Annotated in this window: 31 protein-coding genes; 7 read left to right on the top strand and 24 right to left on the bottom strand. The window is 66.7% G+C overall.

What is annotated here, in order from left to right; genetic code table 11:
• Positions 1–7 precede the first annotated feature (7 nt).
• From flhB to flgC, 5 genes are read right to left on the bottom strand one after another with little or no spacing between them, the layout of a single operon-like run.
• Positions 8–1102, bottom strand: a complete 1095-nt coding sequence (gene flhB / locus EDF56_RS14820) for a flagellar biosynthesis protein FlhB (RefSeq protein WP_132388752.1) — start codon at positions 1100–1102, stop codon at positions 8–10.
• A gap of 4 nt (positions 1103–1106) precedes the next feature.
• Positions 1107–1889, bottom strand: coding sequence for a flagellar biosynthetic protein FliR (gene fliR, locus EDF56_RS14815; RefSeq protein ID WP_132388750.1), 783 nt, complete (start codon positions 1887–1889; stop codon positions 1107–1109).
• Between the two features lie 4 nt (positions 1890–1893).
• Positions 1894–2157: a flagellar biosynthetic protein FliQ gene (locus tag EDF56_RS14810; protein WP_132388748.1), complete on the bottom strand. Its 264-nt coding sequence runs from the start codon at positions 2155–2157 to the stop codon at positions 1894–1896.
• Between the two features lie 21 nt (positions 2158–2178).
• On the bottom strand, positions 2179–2514 hold the full coding sequence (fliE, locus tag EDF56_RS14805) for a flagellar hook-basal body complex protein FliE (protein WP_132388746.1): 336 nt from the start codon (positions 2512–2514) through the stop codon (positions 2179–2181).
• Between the two features lie 11 nt (positions 2515–2525).
• Complete coding sequence (gene flgC, locus EDF56_RS14800; RefSeq protein ID WP_132388744.1) at positions 2526–2933, bottom strand: flagellar basal body rod protein FlgC; 408 nt, start codon at positions 2931–2933, stop codon at positions 2526–2528.
• A 127-nt stretch (positions 2934–3060) separates the two neighbouring features.
• On the opposite strand from flgC, the gene EDF56_RS14795 reads away from it, so the two are divergent.
• Genes EDF56_RS14795 through fliP form a run of 3 tightly spaced genes read left to right on the top strand, consistent with a single transcriptional unit; the run spans position 3061 to position 4388 of the window.
• The gene (locus EDF56_RS14795; RefSeq protein WP_132388742.1) at positions 3061–3294 is read left to right on the top strand and encodes a FliM/FliN family flagellar motor switch protein; all 234 of its coding nucleotides are present in this window, start codon (positions 3061–3063) and stop codon (positions 3292–3294) included.
• 3 nt (positions 3295–3297) lie between these two features.
• A complete protein-coding gene (locus EDF56_RS14790) occupies positions 3298–3609 on the top strand; it encodes a flagellar biosynthetic protein FliO (protein ID WP_132388740.1) in 312 nt (103 codons plus the stop codon).
• On the top strand, positions 3606–4388 hold the full coding sequence (gene fliP / locus EDF56_RS14785; protein WP_132388738.1) for a flagellar type III secretion system pore protein FliP: 783 nt from the start codon (positions 3606–3608) through the stop codon (positions 4386–4388). Before EDF56_RS14790 ends, fliP begins: the two co-directional genes overlap by 4 nt.
• 21 nt (positions 4389–4409) lie before the next feature.
• Here the strand turns inward: fliP and EDF56_RS14780 are convergent, their stop codons facing one another.
• The 13 genes from EDF56_RS14780 to motA all read right to left on the bottom strand — a co-directional run bounded on the left by EDF56_RS14780 (position 4410) and on the right by motA (position 13998).
• Positions 4410–5132, bottom strand: a complete 723-nt coding sequence (locus EDF56_RS14780; protein ID WP_132388736.1) for a PilZ domain-containing protein — start codon at positions 5130–5132, stop codon at positions 4410–4412.
• Between the two features lie 19 nt (positions 5133–5151).
• On the bottom strand, positions 5152–5589 hold the full coding sequence (locus tag EDF56_RS14775; protein ID WP_347812988.1) for a hypothetical protein: 438 nt from the start codon (positions 5587–5589) through the stop codon (positions 5152–5154).
• A 40-nt stretch (positions 5590–5629) separates the two neighbouring features.
• Complete coding sequence (locus tag EDF56_RS14770; protein WP_132389536.1) at positions 5630–6442, bottom strand: flagellar motor protein MotB; 813 nt, start codon at positions 6440–6442, stop codon at positions 5630–5632.
• 63 nt (positions 6443–6505) lie between these two features.
• On the bottom strand, positions 6506–6859 hold the full coding sequence (locus EDF56_RS14765) for a hypothetical protein (protein WP_243652610.1): 354 nt from the start codon (positions 6857–6859) through the stop codon (positions 6506–6508).
• Positions 6859–7389, bottom strand: coding sequence for a chemotaxis protein CheD (locus EDF56_RS14760; protein WP_132388734.1), 531 nt, complete (start codon positions 7387–7389; stop codon positions 6859–6861). Before EDF56_RS14760 ends, EDF56_RS14765 begins: the two co-directional genes overlap by 1 nt.
• Positions 7390–7394: 5 nt before the next feature.
• Positions 7395–7784, bottom strand: coding sequence for a response regulator (locus tag EDF56_RS14755; protein WP_207904713.1), 390 nt, complete (start codon positions 7782–7784; stop codon positions 7395–7397).
• A gap of 14 nt (positions 7785–7798) precedes the next feature.
• The gene (locus EDF56_RS14750; RefSeq protein ID WP_132388732.1) at positions 7799–8851 is read right to left on the bottom strand and encodes a chemotaxis response regulator protein-glutamate methylesterase; all 1053 of its coding nucleotides are present in this window, start codon (positions 8849–8851) and stop codon (positions 7799–7801) included.
• Positions 8848–9726, bottom strand: coding sequence for a CheR family methyltransferase (locus tag EDF56_RS14745; protein WP_243652609.1), 879 nt, complete (start codon positions 9724–9726; stop codon positions 8848–8850). Before EDF56_RS14745 ends, EDF56_RS14750 begins: the two co-directional genes overlap by 4 nt.
• The gene (locus EDF56_RS14740; protein ID WP_132388730.1) at positions 9723–10214 is read right to left on the bottom strand and encodes a chemotaxis protein CheW; all 492 of its coding nucleotides are present in this window, start codon (positions 10212–10214) and stop codon (positions 9723–9725) included. The genes EDF56_RS14745 and EDF56_RS14740 overlap by 4 nt, the downstream gene beginning before the upstream one ends.
• Positions 10211–12463, bottom strand: a complete 2253-nt coding sequence (locus tag EDF56_RS14735) for a chemotaxis protein CheA (protein WP_132388728.1) — start codon at positions 12461–12463, stop codon at positions 10211–10213. Before EDF56_RS14735 ends, EDF56_RS14740 begins: the two co-directional genes overlap by 4 nt.
• Positions 12460–12825 (bottom strand): response regulator, encoded by a 366-nt coding sequence (locus EDF56_RS14730; protein ID WP_132388726.1) that lies wholly within the window; start codon positions 12823–12825, stop codon positions 12460–12462. The genes EDF56_RS14735 and EDF56_RS14730 overlap by 4 nt, the downstream gene beginning before the upstream one ends.
• Positions 12822–13130, bottom strand: coding sequence for an STAS domain-containing protein (locus EDF56_RS14725; RefSeq protein ID WP_132388724.1), 309 nt, complete (start codon positions 13128–13130; stop codon positions 12822–12824). The genes EDF56_RS14730 and EDF56_RS14725 overlap by 4 nt, the downstream gene beginning before the upstream one ends.
• Positions 13114–13998: a flagellar motor stator protein MotA gene (gene motA, locus EDF56_RS14720; protein WP_132388722.1), complete on the bottom strand. Its 885-nt coding sequence runs from the start codon at positions 13996–13998 to the stop codon at positions 13114–13116. Before motA ends, EDF56_RS14725 begins: the two co-directional genes overlap by 17 nt.
• Positions 13999–14188: 190 nt before the next feature.
• On the opposite strand from motA, the gene flaF reads away from it, so the two are divergent.
• The 3 genes from flaF (at position 14189) to EDF56_RS14705 (ending at position 18261) form a co-directional block, all read left to right on the top strand.
• A complete protein-coding gene (gene flaF, locus EDF56_RS14715) occupies positions 14189–14569 on the top strand; it encodes a flagellar biosynthesis regulator FlaF (protein WP_132388720.1) in 381 nt (126 codons plus the stop codon).
• 375 nt (positions 14570–14944) lie between these two features.
• The gene (locus EDF56_RS14710; protein ID WP_165912199.1) at positions 14945–17644 is read left to right on the top strand and encodes a PAS domain S-box protein; all 2700 of its coding nucleotides are present in this window, start codon (positions 14945–14947) and stop codon (positions 17642–17644) included.
• Positions 17641–18261, top strand: coding sequence for a response regulator (locus EDF56_RS14705; RefSeq protein ID WP_132388716.1), 621 nt, complete (start codon positions 17641–17643; stop codon positions 18259–18261). Before EDF56_RS14710 ends, EDF56_RS14705 begins: the two co-directional genes overlap by 4 nt.
• 37 nt (positions 18262–18298) lie before the next feature.
• Here EDF56_RS14705 and EDF56_RS14700 read toward each other — a convergent pair whose 3' ends face one another.
• The 6 genes from EDF56_RS14700 to EDF56_RS14675 form a co-directional block, all read right to left on the bottom strand.
• Positions 18299–19759 carry an alginate export family protein gene (locus EDF56_RS14700; protein WP_132388714.1) on the bottom strand — a complete coding sequence of 487 codons (1461 nt, stop codon included), beginning with the start codon at positions 19757–19759 and terminating at the stop codon, positions 18299–18301.
• A 233-nt stretch (positions 19760–19992) separates the two neighbouring features.
• Complete coding sequence (locus EDF56_RS14695; RefSeq protein ID WP_132388712.1) at positions 19993–20889, bottom strand: sigma factor; 897 nt, start codon at positions 20887–20889, stop codon at positions 19993–19995.
• 178 nt (positions 20890–21067) lie between these two features.
• Positions 21068–22108, bottom strand: a complete 1041-nt coding sequence (locus EDF56_RS14690; protein ID WP_243652608.1) for a peptidoglycan-binding protein — start codon at positions 22106–22108, stop codon at positions 21068–21070.
• A complete protein-coding gene (locus tag EDF56_RS14685) occupies positions 22105–22554 on the bottom strand; it encodes a hypothetical protein (protein ID WP_132388711.1) in 450 nt (149 codons plus the stop codon). The genes EDF56_RS14690 and EDF56_RS14685 overlap by 4 nt, the downstream gene beginning before the upstream one ends.
• Entirely contained in the window at positions 22538–23875 is a 1338-nt protein-coding gene (fliI, locus tag EDF56_RS14680; protein ID WP_132388709.1) for a flagellar protein export ATPase FliI, read from the bottom strand. The genes EDF56_RS14685 and fliI overlap by 17 nt, the downstream gene beginning before the upstream one ends.
• A 13-nt stretch (positions 23876–23888) precedes the next feature.
• Positions 23889–24317, bottom strand: coding sequence for a flagellar biosynthesis repressor FlbT (locus EDF56_RS14675; RefSeq protein ID WP_132388707.1), 429 nt, complete (start codon positions 24315–24317; stop codon positions 23889–23891).
• A gap of 174 nt (positions 24318–24491) precedes the next feature.
• Here EDF56_RS14675 and flgE point away from each other — a divergent pair, with 174 nt between their 5' ends.
• Positions 24492–25805 (top strand): flagellar hook protein FlgE, encoded by a 1314-nt coding sequence (gene flgE / locus EDF56_RS14670; RefSeq protein ID WP_132388705.1) that lies wholly within the window; start codon positions 24492–24494, stop codon positions 25803–25805.
• The last annotated feature ends 22 nt before the right edge of the window (positions 25806–25827 follow it).

Here is a 25827-nt window from a genome sequence, read left to right as displayed (position 1 = left end):
TTTCCCTTCACCGCACGCTGCTCCCGGCAGGGCGTCCGGCACCGCGACGGGCGAGGCGCATGACGTAGCCGATGATCTCCGCCACGGCGGCGTAGTGCTCGATGGGGATCGGCCGGTCGATCTCGACCGAGGCGAACAGCGCACGCGCAAGCGGCGGGCTCTCCACGATCGGAACATTGGCCTCGGTCGCGATCTCACGGATCCTGAGCGCGATGGCATCGACGCCCTTGGCAATGACCAGCGGCGCGGCCATCTGCCCGTGATCGTACTTCAGCGCGACGGCATAATGGGTGGGATTGGTGACGATCACGCTGGCGGTCGGCACTGCCGCCATCATGCGCTGGCGTGACCGCCGCATCTGGATCTGGCGGATCTTGCCCTTGATCTTGGGATCGCCCTCGCTCTGCTTGTGCTCGTCCTTCACTTCCTGAAGGGTCATGCGCATGCGCTTGAGGAAGGCGCGCTTCTGGTAGATATAGTCGGCCAGCGCCAGCAGCGAGACCGAGATCGCCGCCGCGCGCACCGCGTCGAACATCAGTTCGGCCGCCGCCCTGGCTACCGCGCCGGGCGCATAGCCGACCAGCTGGTCGAGCCCGACAATGCGCGGGCTCAGCACCTTGAACACGACGAAGGCAATGCCCAGGAACTTGGCCAGCGTCTTGGCGAATTCGATCAGCGCGCGCTTGCCGAACATGCGCGAGAGGCCGGACACCGGATTGAACTTGGACCATTTCGGCGCGAGCCGGGCCCAGGCGATGGTGAAGCGGCCCTGCACCATCGCCATCACCGCGATACAGGCCAGCAGCACCGCGAAGACCGGCAGGAGCGACCAGATGAAGTGAATGGCGAGCCCGGTCATCAGGCTCTGCGCTCCGTTGGAATCGAGCCGATATTCGTCGGCATTGCCCCAAAGGCGCACCATCAGCGGGCCCAGCGAGGCAAAGGCGCTGGCACCCACGCCGCCGGTGACGATCAACGCGCCAATCAGCATCGCCGCGTGGCGGACTTCGGTGGCCATCGCCACTTCGCCGCGCCGGCGGGCATCCTCAAGGCGCTTGGGTGTCGCCTCCTGTGTCCGCTGGTCCTTTTCGCTTTCGGCCATGGCGTCAGAACTTCCATCCGTCCTGCATGAACGCGGTCATGGCCGAGGCGAAGGCGGTGAGCATGGAGCCCAGCGTCACGCCGACCAGCGAAATGCCCAGCATCAGGTTGAGCGGCTGGGTGATGAAGAAGACCTGGATCTGCGGCGCCACGCGGGCGGCAAGGCCAAGGCCGAGGTTGAACAGCGCGCCGTAGAGGATCAGCGGCGCGGCCAGGCTGACACCCAGCGCCATCGCCTGCCCGGTCACGTGGATCGCCAGTTGCGCGAAGTCCGCCGCAGGCGGCATCCCGCCGACCGGGAAAGTAGAATAGGACCGGACGATGGCCTCGATCCACAAGTGGTGCACGCCGAACGCCATGCACACCAGCACCGCCGCTAGCCCGAACAGGCGCGACAGCAGCGGCGACTGGCCGCCCATCGAGGGATCGTTGACCAGCGCGGAGGAAAGCCCGACCTGCTGCGTCGCCATGGAACCGGCAATCGCGGCGGCAGTGAACATGATCTTGACGATGGAGCCGAAGGCCAGCCCCACCAGCATCTCCGCGATCACGATGATCGGCAGGTTGGCCATGCCGCCCTGCGGGCCCTGCAATACCGGGCCGATGCGCGGGGCAAGCAGCCCGTAAAGCCCGACGGAAAGGCCCAGCGCCATCACCAAACGGATCTGCGCGGGCACCGATTCCTCGGAAAAGGCCGGAAGCAGCATGACCACCGCCCCGACCCGCGTGAACAGGATCAGGAAGGTGGTCGCATCAACCGGCAGCGCGGCAAGGAGGGCGGCGTCCATCGCCTCAACCCGCGACGATGAGGTCGGCTATACGCTCCATGAAAGCCGAAAGCGCATGGCCGATCATCGGCAGGGAAAGCAGCAACACCGTGCCCACCACCACCAGCTTGGGCACGAAAGTCAGGGTCATTTCCTGCACTTGCGTCAACGCCTGAAGCAGGCCGACCAGGACGCCGACGATCAGCCCCGCGATCAGCATGGGGCCGGCGACCGTCAGCACCAGCACCATCGCGGTGCGCGCAATCTCGATGGTGGAAGCCGAGTCCATGACGCGCCCCTGCCCTTCCGGCTAGATCTGCATCCGCATGATTTCGGAATAGGCGTTGACCACGCGGTCACGCACCGAAACCACGGTGTCGAGAGCGGTTTCGGCGGCGCCGATGGCGGTGACGACGTCGATCAGGTCACCCTTGCCCGCCACTTGCTTGGCGCTCTGCGTCTCGGCGTTGCGCAGCGAGTTGGCAGTATCGCCGACCATCGATTCCACCATCGAACCGAAGGTGCCGCCGTCTCCGGCAGCACCGCCGACCGAGGTGGAGCTGTCGTCCGACGTGCCGAACGTGGGCGCAGTGTTCTTGATCGCGCGGCCATAGGCGGCGGCCGCGTCGAGGGCTCCGATTGCCATGGTCAGGTTCCTTACTTGAGCAGGTCGATCGTGCGCATGGTCATGCCGCGCGCGGATTCGATGGCGTTGAGATTGGCTTCGTAAGACCGCTGGGCCGCCTTCATGTCGGCCGCTTCGATCAGCGGATTGACGTTCGGCTGCTCGACATAACCGCCGGCGTCGGCAGCGGGGCTGCCCGGCTGGTAGACGCGGGTGAACTGGCTCTTGTCGCCCTCGATCGACTTGATCGAGACTTTGGTGGCCCCGGTCGCACGGTCCACTTCGGAGGCGAAAGTGGCGACGCGGCGGCGATAGGGATCACCGCCCGCAGTGGTCGCGACCGAGTCCGAGTTCGCGAGGTTTTCCGCGATCACGCGCATGCGCAGCGACTGGGCACGCAGGCCGGACGCCGATACGTCGATCGAGTCTTGCAATTCCATCGTGTTAGCTCCCCTGTCCGCAGTCAGCCTGCGGTGCAGACAGCTTCCTTATAGGCATTTTTTGCCTAGTTCGGATCACTCCTATATTTTTCTTTCCTATAACGAGGGCGAAAGGAGACGCACTGCAATGTCCGTCCTCGAAGGTATTCCCATCGACCTGTCGATCGTGCTGGGTTCCACCAGCATTCCCATCCGGCAGGTTCTCAAGATGAGCCGCGGCGCGGTGATCCCGCTCGACTGCGGCCACAGCGATCCCACCCGCGTCTACGTGAACGAAGAACTGGTGGCCGAAGGCAAGATCCTGGTGAACGGCGAGCACATGTCGCTCGAAATCACCAAGGTCGTCGAGCGCGAGGGTTGATCGGTGGAGTTTCTTGCCCTGCTGCGCACCCTTGGGGCGCTGGCCGTGGTGCTGGGGCTGCTGGTCGGCGCGCTCTGGGTGGTGCGCCGCTACGACCTGCGACTGCCGCAGAAGTGGCTCGCCAACCTGGGCGACAAGGACACCACGCGCCGTCTGGAACTGGTCGAGCGGCTCTCGCTCGATCCGCGCCGTCAGGTCGTGCTGATCCGGCGCGACTACAAGGAAATCAGCCTGCTGATCGCGCCGGAAGGCGTGATCATGCTGGATTCGGCGCCGTGCAGCGGCATCACCCGGAACAGGGACGCGGGCGAATGAACCGGCGTATCGCACTTGTCGCGGCGCTGGGCTGTGCCGCGCTCGCTTTCGCCGTGCCCGAACTCGCGATGGCCAAGGCCGCTGCGGCGGCAGCCGCGCCCGACGCCTTGGGCGGGCTTGGTGGCGGCGGTGCCGGCGGCGGCGCAGTGTCGAGCCGGGTGATCCAGCTTGTCCTGCTGATGACGGTGCTGAGCCTTGCGCCCGGCATCCTGATGACGGTCACGTCGTTCACCCGCATCGTCGTCGCGCTCTCGCTGCTGCGCTCGGGCCTTGGCGCGCAAGGCGTGCCGCCGAACCCGGTGATCATCAGCCTGGCGCTGTTCCTCAGCTTCTTCGTCATGGCCCCGACGTTCGACGCGGCGTACAAGGATGCCATGGTCCCGTACAACCAGGGCCGCATCAACGAGACGCAGGCTCTCGACCGGGCGCAGAAGCCGTTCCACACCTTCATGCTGAAGCAAGTGCGGGACGAGGACGTGAAGCTGTTCGTCTCGCTCTCCGGCAAAGTCCCCGCCTCGCGCGAGGCGCTGCCGATGTCGACGCTGATGCCCGCCTTCATGATCTCCGAACTGCGCCGCGCTTTCGAGATCGGCTTCCTGCTGCTGCTGCCGTTCCTCGTGATCGACCTTGCCGTGGCTGCCGTGCTGATGGCGATGGGCATGATGATGCTGCCGCCCGCGACCGTGTCCTTGCCGATGAAGATCATCTTCTTCGTGCTGGTGGACGGCTGGGCGCTGGTGGCGGGGTCGCTGGTCAAAAGCTTTGGTGGGCCGGGATAGACACCGGCCCCGATTTCCCCGTTACGATCCGTCTTCCTGCTTCCCGAACCGGGCGCGCATGTCGAGCAGCCAGGGGCCCAGTTCCGCAAACGCAAGCGGTTCGAGGAAGACCAGCCCGCAGGCCTCCTCCCCCACCCAGCGCACCGCCGCCTCGTGCTCGCCAAGGCCGGGGATGGCGATGCCGAGCAACTGGTCGCGCGGCATGGCACTTGCCACGGTCACGCGGGCGCCGCCCTGCGAGATATCGACCAGACGCGCCGGGTGGCGATAGCCCACCACCAGCAGCGCCACCGGGCAATCGGCGGTAAAGCGGGGCCCGCGCGCGATACCCTCGGCCCCGCTGCGCATCGCCGCATGGGCCAGCAGTTCGGGCACGTCGACCTTCTCGTCGAACGCCACGCCGATCCGGCCCGCGCGGTTCCAGCGCACGGTGCCGGCCAGCGTGTCTCCGGCCTTGAGCGTGACTTCGACCGCTTCGTTGACGGTGAAGCTGCCGTGCACTTCGGCCATCATCCCGGTTTCCGAGATGTTGCGCACGCGGCACAGGGTCTCGCGGTCGCCCGCTGCCAGCTTGCCGATCAGCAGGATCGTGGTGACGCGCGGCGCGCGGGCAACGAGATCGCGCGGGTTCATGGCTTCCGGTCCGGAATCGGGCGCAACCTCGACCGCATGGTCGGGGGCAGCACCGAGCGAGCCCGAAAGCTCGTCGGCGGCACCGAGGCGGGATGAAGGCGGCAACGGCATGTACGTGTCCTTGAAGGTGTCAGATCGGTGCTGCCTGGGTGATGACCGCCCGGCGCACGAGTTCGGGTCCGTAGACTTCGCGCGCGGCGTCCATCACCACGCGGCGGAATACGTCGAGATTGGGGATCATCCCGTCGGGCCCGCTCGCCAGCGGCTGGCGATAGCTGCGCATGTTGACTGCGTTGAGCAGCACCGGCAGCTGCTTCGTCACTTCCTCGCCCTTGCCCTTGGGCACTTCCAGCTGACACTCGAACGAGACGTAGCCCGAAAGGCGCCCGTCGGCGAACGTGATCGGCGCCAGGATCGTGCCCGTCGGCACGAATTCGCTGGCCGCGGGCTGCTTGTGCATCCCCGGCAGCCATTGCGGCGCCCATTGTACAACGCCATAAGCCGCGCCCCCGCCGATGGCGGTGCCACCGACAAGCGCGGCCACTGCGATCATGATCTTCCTGATCACCTGCTGCTCCAAATTTGCATCATCGTGCCCGGTAGATCCTTCAGAACCGGAAACTGGCATCCTGCGGCAATGCCGAGGATGCGGCCATCACGACGATCGTGATGCGCCGGTTCTCGGGCCGCTCGGGATGGTCGGGATAGACCGGCTCGGTCCCTGCCTTGGCGACGACTTCGGCGAAGCGGTCGGCCGGCAGGCCCGCGCCCACCATGGCCGCGCGCGCAGCAAGCGCACGCTGGGCAGACAGCGACCAGTTGGCCTCGCTCTGCCCCCCGGTGGAATCGGTGTGGCCTTCGATCGCGATCTGCGCGCCGGTTCCGGCCAGCTTGCGGGCGATCCGCACGAGCATGTCGCGCGCATAGTCATTGAGCTGAGCCGTCGCGCCCTTGAACATCGAGCGCTGGGCGGTGTCGACAAGGTGGATCCGCAGGCCATCGCGCTCTTGCTCGACATCGACGTTCTGCTTGCCTTCGGAAGCATCCACCGGCTGTTCGAGCGAGAGCTGCATTTCCTGCGCCATCACCCGCAGCGCGGCTTCCGGCACATCGGCCGTGCCCCCGCGCGAGGCGCCCTTCACGCCGGATTCGGCGGAGGGCTGGCCCAGCGCCTTCTGGTCCTCGGCCTGGGCGCGGCGGGTATGCCCGCCAAGGCCCGGCTGCGGCCCCGGCGTGCTGGTCAGCGTCGAAGGCTGGGCGTTGCGTTCGGCGGCCGGTGAGAAGTATTCGGCCAGCCCCTTGAGCTGCGCCTTGTCCGGGTTCGCCAGCAGCCAGAGCAGCATGAAGAAGGCCATCATCGCCGTCACGAAGTCGGCATAGGCCACCTTCCACGCCCCGCCGTGATGAGCCGGTCGGGCCATCTTCTTGACCTTGCGGATGACGATCGTCGTATCGCCGTTGCCCTGCGCCACTCAGGTATTCCTTCAGTCGAGCGCGGCGCGGAGGCGCGCCTGCATGACATTGAGCCGGACCTGGCCCAGCGCATCGGGCAGCGGCTGCCCGGCCGCCACGCGTTCGAGCAGGGCCGCGCTCTCGTCCACGTGCTGGGCGATGAGGTCGAAGGCCTGGAGTTGGTCGAGGTAGTCGGCCACGAAGCGCTCGTCGGACACCAGCACTCCGGCCAGTTCCTCCAGCAGTTCGCGCGCCACGCGCATCTCGTGCGCGAGTGCGTGGCCAAACGGCGCCTGGCACAGCGGCGCGCCATCGCCTTCCATCATGATCGTCACTTCTTCGGTCCCCCTGTAGTCGCTCGCCGGCCGATCGAGCGACGCCGTCATCAGAAAAGTTCGAGTTCGCCCGTGCGCTGCGGCGCGGCGAGGGGCGCGGGCCGCAGAGCGGCGGGCAGCGGCTGGTCCTTGACCAGCATCGCGCGGACCCGCCCCTCGAACGGCATGAATTCCACCTTGCGGGCCTGCGTACCGCCCAGGTCGCAGCGGTCGACCGCGATCCCTTCGGTACGCATGAAGTTGCGGGCGAATTCGCCGTTCTTCGTGCCGATGCCGCCAAGCCCGGCGACGATGTTCGCACCGCCGTAAAGATGCCCCCGCAGCCGCGAGCGCTGAGCGCCGCGCTGCATCAGCGCGTTGATCAGCAGTTCCATCGCATGAACGCCGTATCGCTGCATTTCGACGCCGGTGACCGGGCTATCCGCACCCGGCTCACCCAGCAGGAAATGGTTCATGCCCCCCACCCGCGCCACCGGGTCCTGAAGGCATGCGGCGATGCACGAGCCGAGCAGGGTGGAAATGACCACCCCTTCCTGGCTCGCGACATGGAATTCGCCCTGGACGATGGAGACACGGCGCATGGAGATCAGACGAGCTCACCGAAGACGCGCTCGATCTTCTCCTTCAGCGCAGCGGGCGCGAAAGGCTTGACCACGTAGTTGTTGACGCCCAGCGCCGCGGCTTTCTGGACGACCTCCTTGTCGGCCGAGCCGGTGAGCATGATGAACACGGTCTTGCCGATCACCGGATCGTTACGCACCGCCTCGAGGAATTCGAGGCCGTCCATGTCCGGCATGTTGTAGTCCGAGATGACGAGATGCACGCGGTCCGATTTGATTGCCGCCAGCGCCTCGCCCGCCCCGGCCTTGTCACGAATGTCCTTGAAACCCAGATCCTGCAATGCGCGGCGGATCATCGCGCGCATGCTCGTCTGGTCGTCGACCACCATTACCTTGATTGCAGCCGCTGCCGGCATGTGACGCGCTCCATTTACCTTCGGCACGCCGCGAGGATAGCCTCGGGCATTGCCGACAAATTCACTTCCTTCTCAACCGCGCCCCGCTCGAAAGCGGCACGCGGCATCCCGTAGACCACGCAGGTCTCGCGGCTCTGGCCGAGCGTGCGGGCACCCCCGGCACGCATCGCCGAGAGCCCCTCGGCCCCGTCCGCCCCCATGCCGGTGAGGATGACCCCCACCGCCCGCGAGCCAAGCCGGGCAACCGAATTGAACAGCACGTCCACCGAGGGCCGATGGCCGCCAACGGGGTCCGACGCGACCAGTCGCACGTGGCCGCTGGTCCCGCCGACCAATTCCATGTGATGGCTGCCGCCGGGCGCGAGGTAGACTGTCCCGCGCTTCAACGGCATGCCGTCCTTGGCCTCCACCACGGTCACCCGCGCCTCGCGGTCGAGCCGCGCGGCGAAGCCGCCGGTGAAGATCGCGGGCATGTGCTGGACCACCAGCACCGGTGGGCAATCGACCGGCAGCGCGCCGATGATCGTGAACAGGGCCTCGACGCCGCCGGTGGAGGCGCCGATGGCGATCACCACGTCGCGCATGGGACCGGCGGCTGGTGCCGGATTGGCCGGGACCACGCGCCCGGGAACCGGGCGGGCCACGGCTGCACGCACCGAAGAGCGCGCGGCGGTCTTGACCATCTTGCGCAGCAGCGCGCCGTCCTGGGCGATTTCCAGCGGATTGCCCGAAGGCTTGGCGATGCAGTCCACCGCGCCGAGGCGCAGCGCTTCGATCGTCGCTTCGGTACCGCGCGCGGTCAGTGTCGAGCACATGACCACCGGCATCGGCCGCAGGCGCATGATCCGTTCGAGGAACGAAAGCCCGTCCATCCCCGGCATCTCGACATCGAGCGTGACGACATCGGGGTTGAGCGCCTTGATCATCTCGCGCGCGGCATGCGGCTCGGGGGCCTGTCCCACCACCTCGATCATCGGATCGTGGTTGAGCAGCTTGGTCAGCAGCGCGCGCATCGCCGCGCTGTCATCGACGACGACGACGCGGACTTTGTCGGTTGTTTCGGTCATGCCGCCCCCGCGCCGTCGATGCGGGCATAGGCGGTCTGCGCAACCGGCTTCATGCGGGTGGCGGCAGGGCCGATCAGGCGTTCGGAATGACCGATGTAGAGCATGCCGCCCGGCACCAGCATGTCGACGAGACGCGCCTCCAGCTCGGCCTTGGCGGTATCGTCGAAGTAGATCATCACGTTGCGGCAGAAGATCACGTCGTACTTTTGGCGCATCGGCCAGGTGTCGAAGAGATTGAGCACGCGCGCCGCCACCAGCTTGCGCAGCGGTTCGGCAACGGTGTTGTAGCCGGTGCCCGCCGGGCGCAGCCAACGCTGGCGATAGGCGGCCGGGATCGGCTCCACTGCCGCGTCGGGATAGGTCGCCAGCGTCACCGCCTCGACCACCGGGGGCGAGATGTCGGTGGCGAGCAGGCGCACGTCGCCCTGCTCCAGCCAGGCCGCGCCCGCAGGCGTATCGCCCGCCAGGCACATGGCGATCGAATAGACTTCCTCGCCGCTGGAACAGCCTGCCGACCAGATCCGCACTTTCTCACCGCGCCGCGCGCGTTCCTGCAACTGCGGCACCACGGCCGAGCGCAAGTGATCGAAGTGATGGACTTCGCGGAAGAAGTGCGTGTGGTTGGTGGTCAGCGCCACGACCATGGCATGACGCTCGGTCGCATCGCGCTGCACCAGCGAAACATAGTCGGCGAAGCTGGTCAGCCCGTGCTCGCGCAGACGGCGGCTAAGGCGCGAATGCACCAGCGTCGTCTTGGCTTCGACAAGATGGATGCGTGCCTCGCGCTGCATGATCGCGGCGATCTCGTGGAACTGCGCGGGGCGCAGCTCCGCGTTCGCCGCGAGCGTGCCCGCAGAAGCAGTGCCGGTGCTCACGCAGCCAGTTCCGGGATATGACGCGTCAGGCTCAGCGCTTCGAGGTCGAGCAGCAGGCACATCGCTTCCGGGTTCGACGCGTCCGAGGTGCGGCGCTCGATCTTGACGAGACCGGCGATGGCGCTCTGGTCATTGACCTCGGTATCGGGCGCGGGCTGGATCTCGCTGCCCTTGATCGAGACGATGTCCTGCACTTCGTCCACCAGGAAGCCGGCATTGCGGCCGCCGATGGTGACGACCAGCACGCACGAGCGCGAGTGCAGCACGCTGGGCTCCCAGCCCAGACGCTCGGACAGGCCGACGATCGGGATCACCGAACCGCGCAGATTGGCGACGCCCAGAACATAGGACGGCACGCTGGGCAGCGGGGTCGGTTCTTCCCATTCGCGGATCTCGATCAGCGAGGCCATCTCGATCCCGAACAGCTGGTTGCCCAGCGTGAACGTGACGATCTTGCGTTCGTCGTTTGCAATCGCTTCGGTGCTCATGCCGCCAGTCCTTTCAGTACATATTTGGAAAAGCCGCCGCCGGGCACGACCAGCGCGTCGACATCGAGGATCAGCGCGATGGCGCCGTCACCCAGGATGGTCGCGCCGCCGAGGCCGCGGATCGGGTGGAGGTTGTCCTCCAGGCTCTTGATGACCACCTCGCGGCGGTTGTCGATCGTATCGACCATCAGCCCGACATGGCCCGCCGTGTCGCTTTCGACGATGATGACGAGCGAGTCCTCGGGCGCCCGCTGCGAGCGCAGGCCGAACATCTCGCCCACGCGCCGCACCGGCAGGTACTGGCCGCGCAGCTCGATCACTTCGGACGTCGGCGACGTCGCCTGGACCTGGCCCGGCTCGGGCTGGACGGTCTCGATCACATTGGCCAGCGGCAGCACGAAGCGCTGTTCGCCAAGCCGCACGATCATGCCGTCGAGAATGGCGAGCGTGAGCGGCAGCGCCATCGAGAAGGTCGTCCCCTCGCCCGGCACCGAATTGATTTCCAGTCGGCCGCCCAGTGACTCGACGTTCGAGCGCACCACGTCCATGCCGACGCCGCGACCCGAGATGTTCGAGATCGTCTCGGCGGTGGAGAAGCCCGGCGCGCAGATCAGGCCATCGATTTCCTCATCGGAAAGCTGGGCGTCGGCGGTGATGATGCCGCGCTCGATCGCCTTGGCGCGCACGCGCTCGCGGTTGATGCCGCGCCCGTCGTCACGCACCCGCACGATGATGCGGCCGCCCTTCTGCTCGGCGGAGAGATGGATCGTGCCCTCGGCCGGCTTGCCGGCGGCTTCGCGCTCCTCGGGACCCTCGATGCCGTGGTCCACGGCATTGCGGATCATGTGCGTCAGCGGATCGCCGATCTTCTCGATCACACCCTTGTCGACTTCGGTCATCTCGCCGGTGGTCTCAAGCTGAACGCGCTTGCCGGTTTCCGCCATCAGGTCGCGCAGCATGCGCGGCACGCGGGAGAACGCCTGCTTGATCGGCTGCGCGCGCAGCGACATGACGTTGTCCTGGATCTGGCGGATCAGGCGCGAAAGCTCGGGAAGCTCGACGCGCTCCTGATCGGCGGGCGGCAGACGGTCCGAAAGGATCGAGCTGCGGATCACCAGTTCGCCGACGAGGTTGAGCAGCTGGTCCAGCTTGCCGAGATCGACGCGGATCGACTGCGCCACTTCGACGCCACCGGACTTGGCTTCCGGCTTGGGCGCCTCCGCCTTCGGGGCGGCGACCGCAGGCCGGGGCGCTTCGACCGGCGCGGCAACGGCGACCGGCGCGGGGGTCGGGACAGGTTCGGCGAGAACCGGCTCGGCCTCGAACGATATCGGCTCGAACGGAACCGGTTCGAACGGCAATTCCTCGAACGCCGCAACGCCCGGCTCGGCGCCACCGACAACGGTGTCTTCCGCGCGCACGACTTCGATCAGCGAGTCCGGTGCAACGAAGTCGAAGCAGTCGCGAATGTCGCGCTCGTCCACGCTGGCGGGAACCGTCAGCGTCCAGACGAAGTAGCTGTCCTCGGGATCGAGTTCGGCAAGCGGCGGCAGGGCCTCACTATCGACGGCGGTCACTTCGCCGCCCATCGATTCCAGCTCGCGGATCACCAGCAGCGGTTCGCCGCCATTGGCCATGGCCGCGCGCGAGGGACCGAAGCGGACCGTCCAGCCAGCCGGTTCGGCAGCCTCGGGCGCATCGAAATCGTCGAGAGCGACGGCCACCGGCTCGAAACCGAAGGGATCGAAATCGGCGTCCAGATCGATGATCGGCGCCGCGACCGGGACGAAGCCGAACTCGTCCTCCGCTGCCGCAACGGGCTCCGGCGCGACGGGCTCCGGTTCCGGCTGGGCGGCCGGCGCGCCGCCGCCCGCGAGAATGGCGTCCAGCTGCTCCAGCATCAGCCCGTCGTCCGGCGCATCGCCGCCGGTCTGCGCGGCGGAAACGTGGTCAGACAGGATATCGAACGCGCCCAGCAGGCACTGCGTCACTTCAGGCGTCGGCGCGATGCGACCGGCGCGCACTTCGTCCAGCACGTTCTCGAACCGGTGCGAGAAGCCGAGCAGCGCGGTGTGTCCAAATGCGCCCGAGCCACCCTTGATCGAGTGGACGGCGCGGAACACGCCGGCGATCACGCCCGCCGAGGTATCGCCGGCGGCCATGGCGGAAAGGCCTTCCTCGGCCACCGCCAGACCCTCGACGCACTCCTCGAAGAAGATCGCCTGGATTTCGTCGAGTTCGTCGCTCACGGGCAGACGCGGCGGATCGCCGCTCCCAGACGGTCGGCGTCGAAGGGCTTGGTGATCCAACCGGTGGCCCCGGCCTCACGGGCACGGGTCTTCTTCTCGTCCGAGAATTCGGTCGAGAGCACCAGGATCGGCGTGCCCTTGAACTCGTTGGTCTTGCGCACGGCCTCAATCAGTTCGAAGCCGTCCATCTTGGGCATGTTGATGTCGGTGATCAGCAGGTCCGGCTTCACCTCGTGCATGCGTTCCAGCCCGTGCTCGCCGTCATTGGCGCTCTCGATGCGGAAACCCTGCGCGCTCAGCGATGCCTTCAGCAGCATGCGGATCGTGGCGGAATCGTCGACAGTTAGGATGAGTTTGCTCACGCGGGAAATTCCTCTTCAACGAGCCCCAGCGGCGCCGCCAGTCCGCAAGCGCGGACGCGGTCGACAAAGGGCTGGCTGGGATTGACGATGGCGAACGGGCGACCCGTCGCATCCGCCTCGTTCCGGGCGGCGAGAAGTAGCTGGAGCACGGCCTGCCCCACGGATTCCACGTTTGCGGCATCGATCTCGATGGCGCCGATGGTGGCAACCAGACGGTCGCGCAGTTCCTCGGCCGTCACGGTCGAAGCGTGAGTAGACAGTGCGAGCGGCCCTTCGCCGCTCGTGCCTTCAGGCAGGCTTGGCATTGAGCTGGTCCTTCACTTCGTCGAGCGCCGCTTCAAGCTGGGTGAACGAGGGCGCGTAAGGCGAGGGGGTCATGCGGCGGGCGAGTTCGATGGCGACTTCGGTGGGCTGCCCCTGCGCGTGGCCGATGATCGCGGTCTTGACGATCATGTAGGGCTTGAAGTCGGAATCGATGACCTGCTGGAGCTTCTGCGCGATCGGGCCGACCAGGCAGTAGGCGAGCAACACGCCCAGGAACGTACCGACCAGCGCGCCGCCGATCATCGCTCCCAGGATTTCGGTGGGCTGGTCGATCGAGCTCATCGTCTTGATGACGCCGAGAACGGCCGCGACGATGCCGAGCGCCGGCAGGCCGTCCGCCATCATCTGAAGCGAGTGCTGCGGCAGCATTTCCTCGTGATGATGGCGCTCGATATCGTGCTCCATCGCTTCGGCCAGCTGGTGCGGGTCCTCGAAGTTGACGGTCATCATGCGCAAGTAGTCGCAGGTGAACTCGATCAGCCCGGCATCGATCAGCAGGCGCGGATAGCGCTGGAAGATGCTGCTCTCGGCCGGCTCATCCAGGTGACGCTCGATCGCATTGGCGCCTTCCTTGCGGAACGTGACGAGCAGCGTGAACAGCAGCGTCAGCAGGTCGCGGAAATCGCCCTCGCTCCAGTGCGAGCCCTTGAACACGCGCAGCACGCCCTTCCAGGCCTTCTTGACCGTTTCGAGCGAGTTTCCAAGGATGAAGGCGCCGATCGCGGCACCCGCGATCGCCATCATTTCGTGCGGCAGGGCATGGAAGATGACCATGATGTTACCGCCCGACATCAGGAAGCTGCCGAAGACGCACAGCAGGATGACGACAAGGCCGATGGCGTTGAGCATGAATGGGTCCGCGAATGATGAATGGCCGAAGCCTTGCCGTGATTATAGGAAGAAGTTCACACTCCCCGGATGCGGCACGCGGGTTTTTGAAGGACGAGGGGCGACAGACCACGCGGCACGACCGTCCGCCGCGATTTCGTCCTATATTGATGGGCGCGCATCGGCGCGGACGACATTCGCTGGAGCCACCATGTCAATCAATGCCTATCGCCGCGTGCAGGAAGTCGCCGCCTCGCCGCGCAGCACCGAGTACCGGCTGATGACCCAGATCACTTCCGAGATGATCGCGGCGCGCGACGCCGGGCTCAGGGGCGTCAAGCTCATGCCCGCCCTGCACCGCAACCGCATGGTCTGGGGCACGTTCGCAAATATCTGTGCGATACCGGGAAATCGTCTTCCGGACGATCTGCGGGCAACGATCATTTCCATTGGCCTGTGGGTGAGCAGATACACCTCGGACGTGATGGCCGGACGCGATGAAATCGACGACCTGATCGACGTCAACCGCGCCATTCTCAACGGTCTTTCCAACGAGAACGGCGTGGTCGGCCAGGGCCTGCCGCCGGTCTAAGCCGATCCAGATTCGGCCCGCGCGGGCCTCCACAGGAATTCTGGCCCCCGAATTCTGGCCAGCGAATTCTGGCCGGGATTTCGCGGCATCCGCGCGTGCCCCAAATTGCGCTTCATCGCATTTTTGAAAAACTCTTCAGGAAATATCCGGAAAACACCGGTTTCGGGAAACCGAATATCAACCGGTTATCCGCAAACCGGGCCGCATGTCGCGCCCGGCCCCTTCCCCGTCTATTTACAAACCCGCGCGACGCGATAATGCGGCCCTCGCCTTGGAGCCTGAGATTCTAGGCGGAAACAGCGGACCCGGATGCAGGAACTGAATCCTCCTCCGCCGCGCTGGAGCGGGTCGCCTCCTGCCACGTTGGCACCGGCTGTGCCTGCCCTTGTCGCGGTGGCGCAAATCATCGGCATGGTCGTTCTGATGGGCTGGTTCTCGGGGAACCTCAGCCTGACGGGACAGCCCGCCACCGGCTATCTCATGCAGCCGCTTACCGCGGTATCCTGCATGGCGATCGGCATGGCCGTGTGGGCAACCGCGCGCGGCAGGCGTAGTGCTGCCCTTGTCATTCTGCTGCTTCCCATGCTCGTCGGCGTGATCGCGCTCGTCGAAGAAGCCTGCGGACGCGCCCTCGGGATAGACACGCTGCTGTTTCCCGATGCCGTCGTCGCGCAGCTGCGTCCGTCGCCGGGCCGGCCGGGCGTACTGCCCGCCATCGCCCTGCTGCTGCTCAGCCTTGCCACGTTCTCGGTCGCCTCGCCGCGCCAGATGATGCGCCGCGCGACCGTGACATTCGCCTGCGTCTCCATCGCGATCGCGGCGATCTCCGGCAGCCTCCTGCCCACCGGCGTCAGCCGGCCGGACGAAGCGACCCGCCACGCGCTGATGTCGGTGCCGACGATGCTTTCGGTCTGCCTGCTGGCCATCGCCATCGTGCTGATGCGCCGCGAATATGCCTGGCCGCGCAAACCGGCCTGCGGGTTCGGCGCCTCCACGCTGCAATGGACGCTGGGGCTGTCGGTCATCCTGCCGGTCGTCTCGGCGCTCACCCAGTTCTGGGCCCACAAGCATACCGCGCTCGCGCCCGAGGCAGTGGTGATCTTCCTGGCCGCGCTGCAAGTGACGGCCTCCTGCGCGGTGATCGCCTGGGCGTGGCTGCGCATCGGCCGCGAGAGCAGCGCGCGCTGGGCCATCGATGCCGCGCTCGATTCCGCCCCTATCGCCATCACCGACCTCGAAGGGCGCGTGCTGCGCTGGTCGGACGGTTGCACGCGGCTCTACGGCTGGACCGCCGAACAGGCGATCGGGCTCAACAAGCACGAACTGACCGGCGCGGTGAAAGTCACCGGGCGCGACTACCTGCGCACGCACCCCGCCGCGCTGCAGGAGACCGAACTGACCGAACTGCGCAGCGACGGCACCCGCCTGCGCGTGTTCGAGACCCGCCAGATCGTGCAGCCGCGCAGCGACCTGCCGCCGATGATGGTGCTCTCGATGACCGACGTCACCGCGCGCCAGCAGGCCGAACAGGCCATGCTGGCGAGCGAGGCCCGCCTGTCACTGGCCGTTGATCTCCACGGCCTCGGCATTTTCGAATGGTCCAGCGATACGGACCGGTTCTGCTTCCACGGCCAGGCGGAAACGCTGTTCGGGCTTGTTCCGGGTGTTTTCACGGGCGGGATGGAGCAGTGGCGCGCGCATCTGGGCGATGCGTTCACGCGCGAGGTTGCGCCGCCCGACACGTGGCAGCCCGGCCGCTACGCCTTCCGCCTCCAGTCGCGCCGCCCAGACCAGCCGCATGTCATCGAGGGCACCGTGCTGGTCCACCGCGATCCCGGCTCCGGCGGGATCGGCGTGATCGGCATCGTGATGGATTCGACCGAGCGCGAGCAGCGCGCCGAAATGCTGGAATCGCGCGAATCCGAACTGCGCTCGATCCTTGAAACCGTGCCCGAAGCGATGATCACCATCGACGAGCATGGCCATGTCCGCAGCTTCTCCGCCACGGCCGAGGCGCTGTTCGGCTATGCCGCGCACGAAGTTCTGGGCGAGGACGTGCGCGTGGTGCTGCCGCAGTACTTCCAGCCGGTCGCCGAAATCGAACCGGCTGCCGGAGCGGACAAAGTGCAGCACGCGCCCACGCGCACGCCCGCTCAGCCCAATGCGGCCGAACGCTGGCAGGGCCGCCCGACGCGCACGCGCATTACCGCCGGGCTCGACCGTTCGGGCAATCAGGTCCCGGTCGAACTGGCCGTGGGTGCCGCCAATGTCGGCAACGAGCAGATCTCGATCGCCTTCGTGCGCAACTTGCGCGAGCAACTCGATACCGAGGCGCGCATCCACGAACTGCGCGAACAGTTCCTCCACGCCTCGCGCGTCAGCGCCATGGGCGAGATGGGCGCGGAGCTGGCGCACGAGCTGAACCAGCCGCTCACCGCCACCTCGAACTTCCTTGGCGCCATCGAACTGCAATTGCAGCGCGACTGGCGCCCGGACCAGCTCCGCCGCCTGCTGCGCCTCGCCAGTCAGGAAGTGCTGCGCGCGGGCGACATCATCCGCCGCATGCGCGCCTTCGTCTCCAAGGGCGAATTGGACATCCGCGCCGAGCCGCTCGACGATGTGATTGCCGATACGCTCCAGCTTGCGCGCTCGCGCAGCCGGGCGCCCGGGGTGCTGCTCGAATACCGGCCCTGCGGCACCTCGCCGCTGATCCTGGCGGACCGCATCCACGTCCAGCAGGTCCTGGTGAACCTCATCAACAATGCGTTCGACGCGCTTGAGGCGCACGACGTCTCCACGCCCGCGGTGACCATTACCACGCTCACGCCGGGCGAGGGCCAGATCATGATCCGCGTCATCGATAACGGGCCCGGCTTCCCCGAACAGGTCATCAACCGCCCGTTCGAGGCGTTCAGCTCGACCAAGACCAACGGCATGGGCCTGGGCCTCTCGATCTGCCGCCGTATCGTCGAGACGCATGGCGGCAGCCTGTCGCTCCGCAACATCGAGGGCGGCGGCGCGGCCATCGAATTTACGCTGCCGACATACTGCGAGCAGGAGCTGAAGGCCGGATGACCGTGCGCCGGATCTATATCGTCGACGACGACTATGCAGTGCGGACTTCGCTGGAGTACCTGCTCTCGCTGATCGTCGACAGCCGCATCATGTGCTTTGAATCGGGCGACGCGTTTCTGGAAGCCGCGCCCACGCTCGAACCCGGATGCCTGCTGCTGGACCTGCACATGCCCGGCACGCCCGGCCTGCAGGTTCTCTCCGCCATCGGCGATGCGCCTTCGCGCTTCGTGCCGATCGTGCTGACGGGAGAAGGCGACGTTTCAGTCGCGGTGCAGGCGATGAAGTTCGGCGCGGCCGACTTTATCGAGAAGCCCTGCGACCACCTCAAGCTGATCGCCGCGCTGGAATCCGCCTTTTCGCATCAGGCCGCCTCGCGCGCCGCCGCGCAGCGCAAGGAGCAGGCGATTGCCATGCTCGAACAGCTTTCGCCGCGTGAGCACGACGTGCTGATGGGATTGATCGATGGGCAGTCGAACAAGGTGATCGCGCACGATCTCGACATCAGCCCGCGCACGGTGGAGATCTATCGCGCCAAGCTGATGGAAAAGCTGGGCGTGCGCAGCCTGTCCGAAGCGCTGCGCATTGCTTTCTCGGCCGGATTGGTGCCGATGGACTGAGGTCCGGCCCGCAACGGACCAGACCTCAAAACCGTCCTCAAAAATCGAAATACATGTCGAAGTAGCCGTACTTCGTATCGCCCGTCTGCGGCGCGTTAGGCGCTTCCGTCAGGAACCGGCCCTTGTCGAGATAGGCCACGCCAGTGTCGAAATGCAGCACGTTCGGCACCAGCGTGCGGCGATAGCGCAGTTCGAACTGGTTACCCGCGAACCGGCCGCTGTTGCCCTTGCCATCCTTGACGCTGGTCGAGGCGAAGCTGTCCGTGCGCGAGGCAAGCCACAGCGCGCGGTACATGAACATCACGTCCGACTTCTTGTCCGGCTTGGCTTCCGCCCGCACGCCGCCCGAAAGCAGGTTGGAGCGCCCGACCGGGCCATAAAGCCCCGTCGGCCCGAAGTCGAAGCGGCGCGCGCCGTAGAGCGTATCGAAGCGGTTGTAGCGCTTCGACCCGGCCTGATCGCCGCTGGCGATATCGAAATCGAGCGAGAGGCGCGGCTGCCAGCTGCTCTTGAAGGTCTGCCCGGCCTCGGCATGGATCATGTAAGCCGAGACGCTCACGTCCTTCATGTCACTCGCCGAAGTCGTCAGGCGGGTCGAGCCCATCTGGTAGGCGCCTTCCAGATCCCAGTCGATCTGCCCCGCCTTGGGCTTGCGATAGAGGCGCATGCCGGGCGTGAACAGGTGGCGGTTCTTGGTCAGCACATCGGGGCTGTCCCGCTCGTCCAGGCCGAAACCGTAGACTTCCATGACGCCGCCGAAGATCCCGGCCTTGGTGAGATGCGCGCCCCAGAGTTGCAGGTCCGTGCTCTCCCGGTCCCACACCACCTTGTTGTCGCGAATGCCCTCGGCATCGTCGGGCAGGCGCTGCTGCGGCATCGACCAGAGCGCGATCAGCTGGTCGCCCTTGCTGTCCTTCCACACGAAGTTCACGCCGGTATAGGCATTGGTGGAGTTGCGGAACTGCTGCCGGGCGACAAGGCGGCGCGAACCGATGTTCATGGTGAAGCGCCCGGCAGTCAGCCTGGCCTCGCTCTTGTCGCCGGTCTTGAAATCGAGCCCGACATAGGCCTGCACCAGCTCCATCGCATTGACTTCGGTGGTGCCCGCCGAGGAATCGTGGTGCTGGCCATAGGCGCGCGCATCCCACAGTTCGCCGCCGATGCGGAAGGGGCCGCCGTCGTAGTCGACCAGCAGCGTGGTCTTCAGCGAGAACATCACGTCGTCCTTCGCCTTGTCCGGCCGGAACTGCCCGTCGATCCCCTCGACACGCGCGCGCACGCCGCCGGTGATGGTGAGGCCGTCTGGCCCGCCGACCGCCTGCTTCAGCAGACCGTCATCGGCATGCGCGGTGCCGGACAATCCGGCCAACAGCGCCGCCGCGCCGATCAAAGTCCCTGTTCCTTGCGCGATACGGCGTGCGGCACGCGCAGCCGCAACAGGAACGGTCGCCTGGGTTGTCCCGTGGGCGAGGGCCTGACGGCCCGATAGACGGTTCATGGTCTTGGAAAGCTCCCTCACTGGCTTCCGGCGCCCTGCTGTTTGCAGGGTTACGCCGGGCTAACCACAATCTAGCACCGATTGGGCCCCAAGTGCGCGGGTCTTCGTTAAAATTCGGCGGGGCGAAGCGGCATCTGCAAAAACGATTGGGGAGGAGGCACGCAAGGCACCTCCTCCCCAATCGTTTTTGCAGATGCCTGCGATCGGGCGGGCCCAACGCCCCGCCCGGCAGGTCAGTGCGCGCAGAGCAGGCGCCCGTATTCCGCCATCATCGCGAAGCGGGGATCGAGCCCGGCCAGTTCGCACATCGTGCGCGCGGCGCGCTTGGCGATCTGGCGCGCGCGTTCGCGCAGCAGACCGGATTCATCCTCGAAGATGTCGCCGGGAACGAGGTCGAACAACCGGTTCTCCACCACCATGCGATTGTGAAGCAGGCGCTCTTCCAGCTCGGCCAGATCGGCGGGATCGATCGGCGCATTCTCGGCGCGCCAGACGCGGCGGGCCTGACGCTCGCCGGAACCCTCTGCCGCCTCGGCCTCTTCCGTGCCCTTGCGGGCCTTCTTCGGACGGGCCTGACGGCGCAGGCGATCGACGCCCAGCTTGCGCAAATGCTCGATATAACTGTCGGTGAGCGAGAGCATGGCCTCGCGCGCCAGATAGTCCGACGCGGCGGCCTCGGTGCGGCCCAGTGCTTCCTCGTCCTCGATGGAAGCGACGATGGAGATCTCCTCGCCATCCTCACCGCTGCCGATCGCGTCGAGCGAGACGGTCACCGCCTCCACCTTCTTCGCCGAAGGGCGCTGGTCGGTCATCAGGCGAAAGCGCAGGCTCTGCAGTTCGCCCCGGATCTGCCAGTTCACGAACGTGGTAAACTGCGCCTTTTCCGGATCGTAGGCCTGGATCGCGCGGTGAACGGCGATGGCGCAGGCCTGCTCGGCATCGTCCCAATGGGCGGTAAGGCCGTACTGGCGGATGAAGTGGCGGATACGCGGCGCGATCAGACGCAGGATATGCGCGAAAGCACGATCCACCCCGGCGCGTTGCCGTGCGGACGGTGCCTCCCCTTCAGGCGCTGTATTGGCCTTCACGCTGGCCACTGCGGATTCCAGTGCAATAGTGATCTTAGACACGTTGAGCCCCCAAGCACGGGACGGTGCTGCACCCCTGCGGCAACCGTCCGTCAACCAGTCAATCGGTGCTCAATGTCTTAACGCGTCATCAATCCTATAACAAGAAATCTTTTATCCTATATTTTATCAAAATTAAGCACTAGCCCCGAGGTCCTCGGCCAGTCGCTCAAAATGCCCGTCAGGCCGCGAAATTTGCTGGTTTTATAGTGCGTCCAACATAATCGAGCAGCCACGAACGGTGCGCCGCAACGGCGCTTCCGGCTGCGGCAATGCGGCGGCTGGCCTGTGCCGCGCCGATTTGAGCGTCCAGCAAACGGCGCGCACGGTCGGGATCGAGACTGCCGGTCAGGAAGCGCACCGCGTCGCCGCGGCCGAGGTGATGGCCGATATAGGCGGCCTTGGCAATGTCCTCGACGCCCTCGCCGATGCGCACGCCGGCGCGGCGCAGACCGTCGAGATTGGCGCGCGCATAGTCGGCAGTGGTCTCGATCGCCGCTTGCGGATCGTAGCGTAGCGAGAGCAGTTCGGCGCGGGCATCGCCGCGCACATGGCCGCGATCGTCCAACCAGCCATTGGCGCGGGCGGTGGCGTGGAGCCAGGTGCCTTCGCGCTCGGCCTCGCCCTCCCAGGTGCCCGAGAGGAACTGGCCGAGGCCCGCCGCGCTCGAACGCGGATTGCGGGAATAGGGCAGCCAGCGGCCGTCGCCGTCCTTGGCCGCCTCGGCATGGACGATGGTGGCGAGCACCGGTGCCGGCAGCCCGGTGCGCGACGCCGCCGCGCTGAGCGTGGGCGCATAGCGCGCATTGGGGCCGTGGCCGAGCGAAAGCGTGCTGCCATCGCCGTCGTCGCCCTCGCCCGAGCCGTTGCGGCGCCGGCCGTTGCCGCCGCCCTCGCCGAGGTCGTCGCCCTGCTGCGGCATCGGTACGGTGCCTGCGAAAGGCCCTTGCGGTGCGGTCTTGCCGTCACCTTCCAGCAGGCCGATCAGCGCCTCAAGGCTCATCGGCATGCCGTGGCGGTCGGTAGGGCGCGTCTGGTCGCCATCCGCATTGGCGCTGTCCGAACCGCTATCGCCCAGCGCGGCGCGCCAGAGCCGGTCGGACATCTCGCTGCGCGCCTGCGCGTAGATCAGCCGCGCCTTGCCCGCCGGATCGAGCGCGCGCACTTGCGCCGCCGCCTGCCCGGCAGCGTGTGAAGCGGAGCCCGTAACCGGATCGCTCATGTTCGTTGTCCGTCGCGCATGGCGCGCTGGGCCTTGAGGAAGGCAACTGCGGCAAGATCGTCGATACCGGCCTGCTCGGCGCTGGCCTGAACGCGCTCGGCTTCCTGCCGGAAGGCATCGGCAGCGCTTTCGATGGTGCGGAAGGTGCCGAAAGCCTCGACCGCTTCCGAACGCAGGGTTTCCAGCCGGGTGCTGAGTTCGGCCTGAAGGCTCGTGAGCTGGCGCCGTTCGTCCCGCTTGCGGGCGAAATAGCCGTGCGAGGGGATGCCGAGGCCTTCGCTCATGTCGGTGCCCGCCAGATCGGCCTCGCGGCGCACGGCGGCGCTGGCCTCGGCCTGCGCCTGCTCGACGGCGGCCAGCACGCCCGCTTCGCGGCTGATGGCGACGCTCATCTCATCGATCTCACGCTGCTGCACGCGCAGCGCGGCATCATACGGTGTTTTCATCGGAGCCCTCCATGATCGCCGCGAGCGCCGCGAAGCTCTCTTCGGCATGGCCGCGTTCGTTCTTGCCCTGCTTGAGCAGGTCCTCGATCCGCGGCGCCAGCGCCACGGCGCGGTCCACCACCTCACTCGATCCGGCGCGATAGGCGCCCAGGCGGACCATCTCTTCCATGTCGCGATAGGTCGAAAGCTCGCGCCGCGCGGCGAGGCGCAAGTGGTTCTCGTTCTCTCCCAGCGCGTGCGGCAGGGTGCGAGAGACCGACTTCAGCACGTCGATCGCCGGATAGCGGCCGCGCTCGGCGATCTGGCGGGTGATGACCACGTGCCCGTCGAGAATGCCGCGCACGGCGTCGGCCACCGGCTCGTTGTGATCGTCGCCGTCGACCAGCACGGTGAACAGGCCGGTGATCGTCCCCTGCCCCGGCAGCCCCGGCCCGGCGCGCTCCAGCAGGCGCGGCAGTTCGGCGAAGACGGTGGGGGTGTAACCCTTGGTGGCGGGCGGCTCGCCGCTGGCCAGACCGATCTCGCGCTGCGCCATGGCGAAGCGGGTGACCGAGTCCATCAGGCACAGCACATTGAGCCCCTGATCGCGGAAATGCTCGGCCACGCTGAGCGTGGTCCACGCCGCCTGACGGCGCATCAGCGCGGGCTCGTCCGAGGTGGCGACGACGACGACGCTGCGCGCGAGGCCTTCCTCGCCCAGATCGTCTTGCACGAATTCCTGCACTTCGCGGCCGCGCTCGCCGATCAGGCCGATCACCGCCACGTCACACTCGGTCCAGCGCGCCAGCATCGAGAGCAGGACGGACTTGCCGACGCCCGATCCCGCGAACAGGCCGAGCCGCTGCCCCTTGCAGAGCGGCGCGAAGATATCGAGCGCCCGCACCCCGGTCGACACGCAAGTCCCCACCCGCGCGCGGGACGAGGCGGGCGGCGGCGAGGCCTTGATCTTGCGCAGGATCGCGCCTTGCGCCAGCGGGCCCTTGTCATCGACCGGGCGGCCGAGCCCGTCGATCATGCGCCCGAGCCACTCGCCCGAGGGGCGCAGCGCGAACTGGCTGGCGGAAAGATTGGCCTTCGCGCCCGAGGCGATGCCCTGCGGATCACTGAACGGCAGGCAATGGGCAATGCCGCGGTCGAGCCCGGTTACTTCCGCCTCGACGCCGCCGCCCGGCGCCTGCAACGTCACGCGCGAGCCGATCTGGGCGGCGCCGGCAAGGCCCTCTACCTCGATCAGCGCACCGCGCACCGCCACAACCCGGCCATGACGCTGATCGGGCGTGAGCAGGCGCAAGCCGGCGGCAGCAGCAGCAAGACTGGCCATGACGGCGCCCCGTTCAGGCGGCCGGAGCGGCTTCGTCGGCGACTTCGGCCGGTGCGAAGCGAGCGATGGCGTCGGATTCGTAAGCGATCAGCCAGCGGCAGTCGACAAGCGCGGCGTAGAACTGCCCCACCGCGACTTTCTGGGCGAAGCGGATGCAGACGGCCTTGGCCTCATGCGATTCCAGCGCGTCCATCAGCGCTTCCAGCCGTTCGAGCACCGATTGCTGATGGCGCGGCAGATCGGCCTGATCGATATAGGCCATCATGCAGGCGAAATAGAGCGCACGCGCGGGCGTGACCGCTTCCTCGGGCTGCATCACATCGCGGCCACGCAGGATCGTCGCGGAATTCTCGACGACGAGGTCGGTCCGCGACTGGGCGCGCAGCACCGCGCCGTTGACGATCACCGGCTCGCCCTTCTTGAGCGAAATGCGAAGTGTCATGTGTGCAGCCCCCGAAACACGTTTCACAGATTATAGGATGATGTGAGTCATCCCGGTGACGGTCCCGAGGCTTTTTTCATGCACATCCGCACGGTTGAGCGTGCAGTTCATCCTACAATGCTCTGTCCGTATGCCGGTACCGCCATTTTCCGGCCCGGACGCAAGGAGAATGACATGAGCCTCTATTCAGCTCTTTACGCGGGCGTGTCGGGCCTCGGCGCTCAAGCCAGCGCGATGGCGACCGTTGCGGACAACATCACCAACGTCAACACCGTGGGCTACAAGGGCGTCTCGGCACAGTTCCAGACGCTCGTCACCGACGGCAAGGTCAAGAGCAGCTACTCGGCCGGCGGCGTTACCGCCACGCCCAAGGCGCTGATTTCCAAGCAGGGCCTGCTGCAGGCCTCGACCAGCCTGACCGACATCGGCATCGACGGCGCCGGCTTCTTCGTCGTGCGTTCCAGCCCCGACGCCAGCGGCACGATCGCCTATACGCGCGCCGGTTCGTTCACGACCGACCCGCAGGGCTACCTGGTCAACACCGCAGGCTATTACCTGACCGGCTGGCCGCTCGATGCTGACGGCAACTACGTCAACAACGGCAGCATGTCGTCGCTTCAGCCGATCAAGCCGAATGCGCTGACCGGCGCCGCCACGCCGACCACCACGGTCTCGATGCGCGCCAACCTCGATTCCACCGCGGATCCCGTCACCGGCTACACGGCCGGCGACATGACCTCGGGCGCGGTGACGCCGCAGTTCTCGCGCTCGGTCGTCGTCTATGACGCGCAGGGCACCTCGCACTCGCTGACGTTCAACTACACCAAGACCGGCACGAACCAGTGGGCCGCCGAAATCTCGGGCGATCCCGCCGATGTGGCCAGCGTTGGCGGCACTGCCACCACCACCGGCCTGCTTGCCAGCGGCACGATCAGCTTCAATGCCGACGGCAGCCTCGACGTTGCCGGTTCGAGCCCCGCGCTGTTCTCCGACCTCGACATCGGCTGGGCCAACGGCGCCGGTTCGGAACCGATCAGCCTCAAGCTCGGCAGCGATGACGGTCTCGACGGCCTGACCCAGTTCGGCAGCGCTTCGGCCCTGCTCAACTCCAGCGCCAACGGCGGCATGCTGGGCACCGTTTCGTCGGTCAACATCTCGAAGGACGGCGTCGTCAGCGCAGTGTTCGACGACGGCTCCTCGCGCGCGATCTACCAGCTTCCGCTGGCGACGTTCGCCAACCCGGACGGCCTGACGCGCATCAGCGGCAATGCCTACGCGGCCTCGCAGGATTCGGGCAATGCCTCGATCAACGAGCCCGGCTCGCTGGGCGGCGGCGATCTGTCGGCCGGTACGCTCGAAGCCTCGAACGTCGATCTCGCGTCCGAGTTCTCGAACATGATCATCTACCAGCGCGCCTACAGCGCCTCGTCGAAGATCATCACCACGGTCGACGACATGCTTCAGGAAGTCAGCAACCTGAAGAGGTGATTTAGTCTGGCTGGAAATGCGC

The organism is Novosphingobium sp. PhB165 (assembly GCF_004341845.1).
In the GTDB taxonomy this organism is placed as follows: domain Bacteria; phylum Pseudomonadota; class Alphaproteobacteria; order Sphingomonadales; family Sphingomonadaceae; genus Novosphingobium.
This window is presented reverse-complemented; position numbering and strand designations above follow the sequence as displayed.